The 9,799-nt window shown below is 69.9% G+C and carries 6 protein-coding genes and 1 tRNA gene; 2 read left to right on the forward strand and 5 right to left on the reverse strand.

Annotated features, from left to right (window positions below; all coding sequences use genetic code 11):
- Positions 1-109: 109 nt before the first annotated feature.
- Positions 110-997, reverse strand: a complete 888-nt coding sequence (locus ACIRJP_RS34770; RefSeq protein ID WP_404183153.1) for a Bax inhibitor-1/YccA family protein — start codon at positions 995-997, stop codon at positions 110-112.
- 185 nt (positions 998-1,182) lie between these two features.
- Positions 1,183-1,268, reverse strand: a tRNA-Leu gene (locus ACIRJP_RS34775).
- A 491-nt stretch (positions 1,269-1,759) separates the two neighbouring features.
- On the opposite strand from ACIRJP_RS34775, the gene ACIRJP_RS34780 reads away from it, so the two are divergent.
- Together ACIRJP_RS34780 and ACIRJP_RS34785 are read left to right on the forward strand one after the other, a co-directional pair.
- Positions 1,760-2,530, forward strand: a complete 771-nt coding sequence (locus ACIRJP_RS34780; RefSeq protein ID WP_351261355.1) for an ABC transporter ATP-binding protein — start codon at positions 1,760-1,762, stop codon at positions 2,528-2,530.
- 57 nt (positions 2,531-2,587) lie between these two features.
- Entirely contained in the window at positions 2,588-5,116 is a 2,529-nt protein-coding gene (locus ACIRJP_RS34785) for an ABC transporter permease (protein ID WP_404183156.1), read from the forward strand.
- 95 nt (positions 5,117-5,211) lie between these two features.
- On the opposite strand, the gene ACIRJP_RS34790 is transcribed toward ACIRJP_RS34785, so the two are convergent.
- From ACIRJP_RS34790 to ACIRJP_RS34800, 3 genes are all read right to left on the reverse strand, one after another.
- On the reverse strand, positions 5,212-6,516 hold the full coding sequence (locus ACIRJP_RS34790; protein WP_404183159.1) for a class I SAM-dependent methyltransferase: 1,305 nt from the start codon (positions 6,514-6,516) through the stop codon (positions 5,212-5,214).
- Between the two features lie 277 nt (positions 6,517-6,793).
- Positions 6,794-8,179 carry an NAD(P)/FAD-dependent oxidoreductase gene (locus ACIRJP_RS34795; RefSeq protein ID WP_404183162.1) on the reverse strand — a complete coding sequence of 462 codons (1,386 nt, stop codon included), beginning with the start codon at positions 8,177-8,179 and terminating at the stop codon, positions 6,794-6,796.
- A 486-nt stretch (positions 8,180-8,665) separates the two neighbouring features.
- Positions 8,666-9,607 carry an exopolyphosphatase gene (locus ACIRJP_RS34800; RefSeq protein ID WP_404183165.1) on the reverse strand — a complete coding sequence of 314 codons (942 nt, stop codon included), beginning with the start codon at positions 9,605-9,607 and terminating at the stop codon, positions 8,666-8,668.
- Between the last annotated feature and the right edge of the window lie 192 nt (positions 9,608-9,799).

Genomic DNA, 9,799 nt, shown 5'->3' on the forward strand with positions numbered 1-9,799 from the left:
GCGGTTGCCAACGGGCCGATGCACGGGCACACGTAAAAACGCCTGCGAAAACGGGGACGGCCCGCAGGCACAGTGCCTGCGGGCCGTCCCGTCGTGCGGGTGTGGGCGATCAGTCGTCGCCGCTGAGGATGGAGAGCAGACGCAGCATCTCCAGGTAGATCCACACCAGGGTCATGGTGAGGCCGAAGGCCGCCAGCCAGGACTCCTCGCGGGGCGCGCCGTAGGCGATGCCGTCCTCGACCTGCTTGAAGTCCAGGGCCAGGAAGCACGCGCCGAGGATGATCCCGATGACACCGAAGAGGATGCCGAGGCCACCGCTGCGGAAGCCGAGGCCGTCACCGCCGCCGAAGACGGCGAACAGCAGGTTGACCACCATCAGGAGCATGAAGCCCATGGCGGCGGCCATCACGAAGCCGTAGAAGCGCCGGGTGACGCGGATCCAGCGCATCTTGTACGCGAGCAGCACACCGGCGAAGACACACATGGTGCCCATCACCGCCTGCATCACGACGCCGGGTCCGATGTACGTGCTGACCGCGCTGGAGATCACTCCGAGGAAGACACCCTCGAAGGCCGCGTACGAGACGATCAGCGCCGGCACCGGCCTGCGCTTGAACGACTGGACGAGCGACAGGACGAACGCCACCAGGGCGGCGCCGATCGCGATGCCGTACGACTTGCCGAGGTTCGCCTCGTCGACCGGCAGCAGCGCCCAGGCGAGCACGGCGCCGAGCACCACGGTGCCCAGCGTGATCGCGGTGCGCGTGACGACGTCGTCGATCGTCATCGCGCCGGTGCGCGCCGGTGCCTGAGGGGCGCCGTACTGGGCGTCCGGCTGGGCGTAGGGGTTGGTGGCGTACGGGTTCGCGGCGGTGCCCTGCGCGTACGGGTTGGCGCCCGTTGCGGGGGCCCCGGCCTGCGGCGCCGCGTTGAAGCCCGCGTATCCGTTGTCGCGGCTGAAGCCCCGTCGCGAGAAGACCGGGTTGCTGCTCCTCATCTCACTCCTTCATGGCCACCCTGCGTGGCCTTCCCACAAGAGTAATGGGTAGGCAAAAGAATCAGCCTAGTGCTTGGGGAGGATCTTTCTGGAAACCCGTACGGAGACGACCCGCAAACCTGTCGGAAACCGGTCGGGATCGGTAGCGGGCGGATCTGCCGCCGGCTCGGCCGCCAAGTGAGAAGTGGTGCCTGGAACCGGACTCGAACCGGTACGCCCCCGAGGGGCAGCGAGGTTTAAGCTCGCCGTGTCTGCATTCCACCATCCAGGCCTGGCGCGCGGCTCCGCGTTGGCACATGACCCTATCCGGGGACTTCGCCCGAACAGCGGATCGGTGGCGCGATGTTGTCTTATTTTATTGACCGCTTGAGGGGTCGTCAGCACTCATTCAAGCGCATCGCCACATGCCTGGGCGGGGTAGCGGGCACGACGGCCGGTAATCCGAATTGACGTAAAGTCGCCGCACTCGGACGGCGCATTCACCGGGCGCGCGCCGGTGGTCGCCATGGGCGCACCGCCGCGCGGGGCAGAGGGCCGGGCGCGGGACCGCCGGGTGCCCGGCCGGGCGGCGGCCCCCCGGAGCGGCGGCTCAGGGTCGGTGTCATACCGCAGGAGGACCCGGGGCCCTCCCGGTGCGACTCAAGGCTGCCCCAGGAACGGGCATGCGGACGGACGCCCGGCGGCGCGGCGGCGGTGACGATTGAGGGGTCCCGCTCAAACCCCGGACGAGCCCTCGGCCGGAGCCCGAAACAGGAGATTCCCGTGACCACCATTTCCACCGCACCCCGCGTCACCACGGTGGCCGCCCGCGCCACGGATCTGTCGAAGGTCTACGGGGAGGGCGAGACCAGGGTGACCGCTCTGGACCAGGTCTCGGTGGACTTCCCCCGGGGCGAGTTCACCGCGATCATGGGCCCGTCCGGCTCCGGCAAGTCCACGCTGATGCACTGCGTGGCCGGTCTCGACAGCTTCAGCAGCGGTTCGGTACGGATCGGCGAGACGGAGCTGGGCTCCCTCAAGGACAAGCAGCTCACCCAGCTCCGCCGGGACAAGATCGGCTTCATCTTCCAGGCGTTCAACCTGCTGCCGACGCTGACGGCGTACGAGAACATCACGCTCCCCATGGACATCGCGGGCCGCAAACCCGACGCCGAGTGGGTGCGCCAGGTCATCGACATGGTGGGCCTTTCCGACCGGCTGTCCCACCGGCCGACCGAGCTCTCCGGCGGTCAGCAGCAGCGCGTCGCGGTCGCCCGCGCCCTGGCCTCCCGGCCGGAGATCATCTTCGGTGACGAGCCGACCGGCAACCTGGACTCCCGCTCCGGCGCCGAGGTCCTGGGCTTCCTGCGCAACTCGGTGCGCGAGCTGGGACAGACCGTGGTGATCGTGACCCACGACCCGGCGGCCGCCTCCTACGCGGACCGGGTCATCTTCCTCGCGGACGGCCGGATCGTCGACCAGATGATCAACCCCACCGCGGACCGGGTCCTCGACCGGATGAAGGCGTTCGACGCCAAGGGCCGCACCAGCTGAGTCCGCCCCGCCCTGCGCCCCCTCCCCGGACCCTCTCCCATCCCAGGACTGACAGACATGTTCCGTACCGCCCTGCGCAATGTGCTCGCGCACAAGGCCAGGCTGCTGATGACCGTCCTCGCCGTGATGCTCGGTGTGGCCTTCGTCTCCGGCACGCTGGTCTTCACCGACACCCTCGGCAGCGCCCTCCGCAACCAGTCGGCCAAGAGCTACGACGACGTCGCCGTCGCCGTCACCACCTACGCCGACCAGCGCGACGAGAAGACCCCCGGCATCACCGCCGCCACCCTGAAGAAGATCCAGGGCCTGGACGGCGTCGACACCGCCACCGGCCGGGTCTCCGGCTTCGCCGGGGTCGCCGACCCCGACGGCAAGCTGATCGGCAACGGCTGGTCCAACACCGGCGGGAACTACTCCCCCGGCAAGAACGGCAAGGACTCCGCGTACACCTTCGTCGACGGTACGGGCCCGGCCGCGGCCGACCGGATCGCACTCGACAAGGAGACCGCGAAGCGGGGCGAGTACCACGTCGGTGACCAGGTCCGGGTCGCCACGAACGGGCCGGTGAAGAAGTACACCCTCTCCGGCGTCTTCACGACCGAGGACGGCGCGGTCAACGCGGGCGGCAGCCTGGTCCTCTTCGACACCGAGGTCGCCCAGAAGCTCTACCTCAGGCCCGGTGTGTTCCAGGACGTCAATGTGTCCGCCGCGTCCGGCGCCTCCGCCGAGAAGCTGCTGGCCGAGGTGAAGCCGCTGCTGCCCAAGGACGCCGATGCCAAGACCGGCCAGGCGCTCGCGGACGAGCAGGCCAAGAACATCGAGGACGGTCTGAGCGGTCTCAACGGGGTGCTGCTCGCCTTCGCCGGCATCGCCCTGTTCGTCGGTGTCTTCCTGATCGCCAACACCTTCACCATGCTGGTGGCCCAGCGCACCAAGGAGCTGGCCCTGATGCGCGCCGTCGGCGCCTCCCGCCGCCAGGTCAAGCGCTCGGTGCTCCTCGAAGCGGCCGTCGTCGGCGTGATCGCCTCGGTCGTCGGCTTCGCCATCGGTCTCGGCCTCGCCATCGGACTGCGCTCCGCGATGGGCCTGTTCGGCGGCAAGATCCCGGCCGGACCGCTGATCGTCTCGCCCACCGCGGTCGTCGCCGCGTTCGCCGTCGGTGTCGTGGTCACCGTGCTGGCCGCCTGGCTGCCCGCCCGCCGGGCCGCCAAGATCCCGCCGGTCGCGGCGATGAGCAGCGTGCACGCGACGGCCACGGTCAAGTCCCTGGTGGTGCGCAACTCGATCGGCGCGGTCCTCACCCTGCTGGGCGGGGCGGGGATCGTGGCGGGCGCGTCCAGGAGCGGATCGTCCGGCCGGACGATCATCGCCGCGGGTGCCTTCCTCACCCTGATCGGCGTCATCGTGCTGATCCCGCTGCTCTCGCGGCCGGTGATCGCACTCGTCCGCCCGCTGCTGAAGCGGCTGTTCGGGGTCTCCGGCAAGCTCGCCGCGCAGAACGCGGTCCGCAACCCGCGCCGTACCGGCGCCACCGCCTCCGCGCTGGCGATCGGCCTCACCCTGGTCACCGGCATCTCGGTCCTCGGCGTCACCCTCGGCCAGGCGGTCGACCGGATGACCACGGACATCATCAAGGCCGACTACATGGTGACGATGGCGAGCGGCGGTCCGCTCGACGAGTCGGCGCTCACCGCCCTGCGGAAGGCCGACGGGGTCTCGGCCATCTCGCCGCAGCAGGCCACCTCGCTGGAGGTCAAGGGCGAGTACCACGCCGCGTCCGCCGTCACCCCCGGTGACGTGCAGCAGCTCTTCACGCTGCCGACCGTCTCCGGCTCGCTCGACGCGCTGGAGAAGGGCGAGATCGCCGTCGACGAGAAGACGGCCAAGTCCAACGGCTGGAAGACCGGCGACACCCTCCCGGTGAAGTTCGAGAACGACAAGAAGGGCGAGCTGAAGGTCGGGGCGGTCTACGAGGGGAACGAGATGCTCTCCCCGGTCCTGGTCCCGAAGAACGTCGCCGACGCGCACGGCGGCATGTCGTACATCCGCGAGATCTGGCTGAAGACGGACGGCGGCGCGACCGACGCCAACGAGCAGGCCCTGGTGAAGGCCCTCGGTGACAACCCGGGGATGAGCATCATGGACCGTCAGGACATCCGTGACATGTTCGGCGGCTCGGTCAACCTCGCGCTGAACATCATGTACGGGCTGCTGGCGATGGCCCTGATCATCGCGGTGCTCGGGGTCGTCAACACCCTGGCGATGTCGGTCTTCGAGCGCCAGCAGGAGATCGGCATGCTGCGGGCGATCGGTCTGGACCGGCGCCGGGTGAAGCGCATGATCCGGCTGGAGGCCGTGGTCATCTCGCTCTTCGGCGCGGTGGTCGGTGTCGTGCTCGGCACGTTCCTCGGCTGGGCGATCGGGCAGACCCTGTCGTCGGAGATCCCGGAGTACGCGCTGGTCATCCCGTGGGACCGGATCGCGGTCTTCCTGGTGCTGGCGGGGATCGTGGGTGTGCTGGCCGCGCTCTGGCCGGCCCGCAGCGCCGCGAAGCTGAACATGCTGACGGCGATCAAGACGGAGTAGCGGACCGGGCGGGACGGGATCCCGCCGAAGCCGCCCGAGGGCCGGTGCGCGCAGCGAAGGCTGCGCGCACCGGCCCTCGGTCCGCTTCCGGTCTGTCAGCCGGTCGCGGACGCCGTCCAGTCACGGGCCCGCAGCGGCATGCGGGAGTCCCCGCCCTCCGCCGGACGCACCGCGAGGATCTGGTTGACGCCGATCTTGTTGTGCTCGAAGGAGAGGGCGGAGGCGGCCATGTAGAGCCGCCAGACCCTGGCCCGTCCGGCCGATGTCATCCGGACCGCCCGGTCCCACTGCTTCTCCAGGTTGGCGACCCAGTGGCGCAGGGTCAGCGCGTAGTGCTCTCGGATCGACTCGACGTCGCGGGCCTCGAAGCCGGCCTCTTCGAGGGTGGCCACGGTCCGGCCCACCGGGGCCAGTTCGCCGTCGGGGAAGACGTAGGCGTCGATGAACTCGTCCACGTGGTACGCGGACTCGTCCTTCTCGGGTCGGCGGGCGATCTGGTGGTTGAGCAGCCGGCCGCCGGGCTTGAGGAGTGCGTAGAGGTCGTCGGCGTACTCACGGAACCGGATCGAGCCGACGTGTTCCGCCATGCCGATGGACGAAATGGCGTCGTAGGGGCCGTCCCTGACGTCCCGGTAGTCCTGGACCCGGATCTCGATCCGGTCGGTCAGGCCCTCCTGCGCGATGCGCTTCCTGGCGAAGGCGGCCTGTTCCACGGAGAGGGTGACTCCGGTGACCCGGGCGCCGTACTCGCGGGCGGCGTGGATGGCCATGGAGCCCCAGCCGCAGCCGACGTCGAGGAGGCGGTCGCCCTCCTTCAGCGCGAGCTTGCGGCAGACCAGGTCGAGCTTGTCGCGCTGGGCGTCCTCAAGGCTTCCGTCGGCCTCCCAGTAGGCGCAGGAGTAGACCATGGACGGGCCGAGGACCAGTTCGTAGAAGTCGTTGCCCACGTCGTAGTGGTGGCTGATGGCCTCCTTGTCCCGGCGCTTGGTGTGGAGGGTGCCGGGGCGGCGGCGCACCTCCTCGGGCGGCGGGGGCGGCGGGGGCAGGGGGCCGGCCAGTCGCAGCAGCCCCTTGGCGAAGGCCCGCACCCTGGGGTCGCGGACCGGGTGGACGCTCTCCTTGGTATCGGCCCCGCGCTCCCAGATCAGCGAGGCCATCAGGTCCAGGGCCTCGTAGAGATCGCCTTCGATGTCGAGTTCGCCCGCGACCCAGGCACGGGCCAGGCCCAGTTCGCCCGGCTTCCAGAGCAGCCGGCGCAGCGCGCGGCGGTTCCGGATCACAAGTACGGGGCCACCGGGCGGTCCGGATTCGCTGCCGTCCCAGGCCCGGATACGGACCGGCAGCTTTTCTCCCAGCAACTCCTCGGCGAGAGCGGTCAGCCGCAACGCGGCGTCTGCCATGGCGCACACCTCCGTGATGGTGTTCCCAATGTGCCCAAACATGGTCGAACATGCCTGCAACCACGCCGGGCACCCGTGTGCCACGACGAGGTACGTACCCGTCAACAGTCCGCGAAGCCCCCGCCGTCCCGCTACAGCGCAATGGAAGGGCAAAACAGCTGTACGGCACATGCATTCGGCGCCGGATACGCCGAAGGGGCCGCCCGCACCACGGATGGCGGACGGCCCCTTCGGGCGTTGTGCGTGTACTGCGCGGGCGAGTGGGCCCGCGGTCGGACTAGGAGGCCTTGGCCTTCTCGCCCTCGGTCTTGGCGGCGGCCGGTGCCGGGGCCGGCTTGGCGGCCTCGTAGAACTCCTCGCGTGGCGTCTCCATGGCGCCGAGCGAGACGACCTCGCGCTTGAGGAACATCCCCAGGGTCCAGTCGGCGAAGATCCTGATCTTGCGGTTCCAGGTCGGCATCGCCATGCCGTGGTAGCCACGGTGCATGTACCAGGCGAGGCGTCCCTTGAGCTTGATCTTCATCTTGCCCATGACGATCATCGCGACGCCCTTGTGCAGCCCCAGACCGGCGACGGCACCCTTGTTGGCGTGGCTGTACTCCTTCTGCGGGAAGCCCCGCATGCCGGAGATGACGTTGTCGCCGAGGACCTTGGCCTGCCGCAGCGCGTGCTGGGCGTTGGGCGGGCACCAGGCGTTCGGGTTGCCGGCCCGGCGGCCGACCATGTCCGGGACCTGGGCGTTGTCGCCAGCGGCCCAGATGTAGTCGGTGCCCTGCACCTGGAGCTTCTCGGAGGTGTCCACGTGACCGCGCGGACCGAGCGGCAGGCCGAAGCGGGCCAGCGCCGGGTTCGGCTTCACGCCGGCCGTCCACACGATGGTGTTGGAGTCGACCTCGAGGCCGTTCTTCAGGACGACGTGACCGTCGACGCAGGAGTCCATGGAGGTCGAGAGGAAGACCTCGACACCACGGGACTCCAGGTGCTCCCGGCCCCAGGTGCCCAGCTTCGGGCCGACCTCGGGAAGGATCTTGTCGGCGGCGTCGACGAGGATGAAGCGCATGTCCTCGCGCTTCACGCTCGTGTAGTACTTCGCCGCGTCGCGGGCCATGTCCTCGACCTCGCCGATGGTCTCCGCGCCGGCGAAGCCGCCGCCCACGAAGACGAACGTCAACGCCCTGCGGCGGACGTCCTCGTCGGTCGTCGAGTCGGCCTTGTCCAGCTGCTCGAGGACGTGGTTGCGCAGGCCGATTGCCTCCTCGATGCCCTTCATGCCGATGCCCTGTTCGGCGAGGCCCGGGATCGGGAAGGTGCGGGAGACCGCGCCCATCGCGATGACCAGGTAGTCGAAGGGCAGCTCGTAGGCCTCGCCGACGAGCGGCGCGACCGTGGCGACCTTGCGGTCCTGGTCGATGGTCGTGACGCGGCCGGTGAGGACCTCGGCCTTGGGCAGGACGCGTCGCAGCGGGACGACGACATGCCGAGGCGAGATGCTGCCGGCAGCAGCTTCGGGGAGGAAGGGCTGGTAGGTCATGTACGACCGGGGGTCGACGACCGTGACGGTCGCCTCTCCGTAGCGCATCTTCTTGAGGATGCGCCGAGCTGCGTACAGGCCTACGTACCCACCGCCTACTACGAGGATCCTGGGACGCTCCGTGGTGCTCATGCCATCGAGTATCCACCCCCCTCGGAGGGCATGCTCGTGAGCCCCTTCACAAGCATGTGTCCACCTTCTGCTACACTTCGCCGCCCACGTGACCGAGGTCATGGCGACGCAGGGGAACCACGGCGTGACGGCGAACGTTGTTCACCGCTTGTGAGCTGGCCCTTGGCCCTCCGGACGGACCGAACCACCGCTCCGGTTCACCTGTCGGCAACGCGTCCGGAACACTCCCGCACGACCTCGCAGCGGCCTTGTGGGCGACCCCGGATGCCCATCCGGAGCAGAACTGCCCTCCACAGAGCCGAATTCCTTGTGAAGAAGTTCACGAACTTCGTCGCGACGTGTCCCGGTAACCACCCCCCGGGTGTCCCACGAGAGCTCAAAGGTGCAGGCCAAGGTACGCGTGAGCGCCCCTCACGGAGCGCTCGCGCCAGCCCCTTCCAGGCCCTTCCGGAGCCTGCCCCCAGGGCCTGCCCGGCGGATCAGGCCCTAGGCGATCGACCAGCCGATCCCGTCGAGGATGTCGTGCTCGCTGACGACGACCTCCCGGGCCCCGGTCCGCTCCATCACGGCGAGCAGGATCAGCGCACCGGACGTGATCACATCGACCCGTCCCGGGTGCATCGCGCCCATCGCGGCCCGCTCGGCGTGGGTGGAGCCGAGGAGCCGTCCGGTGATCTCCTGGACCTGCTCGAAGGAGATCCGGGAGTGGTGGATCGCCTCGGAGTCGTAGGCGTCGAGCCCCAGGGCGATCGCGGCGACCGTGGTGACCGTCCCGGCGAGGCCGACGAGGGTGGCGGCCCCGGTGAGCGGCACGCTCTCCTCGGCGAGGTCGAGGGCGGCGTCGATGTCGGCCCGGATCGCGGCGACCTGGGCGTCGGTCGGCGGGTCGGTGACGACACCGTCGTGCACCAGGTGCCGCTCGGTCATCCGTACGCAGCCGATGTCGACGGAGCGCGCGGCCCGTACGTGGTCGTCGCCGACGACGAACTCGGTGGAGCCGCCGCCGATGTCCACGACGAGATACGGCTCGGCGAGGTGGTCGCGGCCCGCGAGCTCCTTGGTGGCTCCGGTGAAGGAGAACTCCGCCTCCTGGTCACCACTGATCACCTCGGGCTCGACGCCCAGGATCTCCAGCACCCCCCGGACGAAGTCGTCCCGGTTCTCCGCGTCGCGGGAGGCGGAGGTGGCGACGAAACGGAGCCGCTGCGCCCCGTGCTCCTTGATCACCGCCGCGTACTGCCGGCAGGCCGCGAACGTCCGCTCCAGCGCCTCGGGAGCGAGCCGGCCGGTACGGTCGACGCCCTGCCCGAGCCGGACGATCTCCATCCGCCGGTCGAGCTCGACGAACTCACCGGTGGACGGGTCGGCGTCGGCGACGAGCAGACGGATGGAGTTGGTACCGCAGTCGATGGCAGCCACGCGAGTCATGAAGCACTCCCAAATCAAGCAGACAAAGCCCCCGGTTCAAGCCCCTCCGGCGATTGAGGAGCGGGGGCCGGGGGCCGAGGGGGGGGGGGGGGGGGGGGGGGGGCGGGGGGGGGGCGCGGCGGGCGGGGGGCGGGGGGGGCGGGGGGGGGGGGGGGGGGGGCGGGGGGGGGGGGGGGGGCGGGGGGGGCGGCG

The organism is Streptomyces sp. NPDC102437 (assembly GCF_044765565.1).
In the GTDB taxonomy this organism is placed as follows: Bacteria; Actinomycetota; Actinomycetes; order Streptomycetales; family Streptomycetaceae; genus Streptomyces.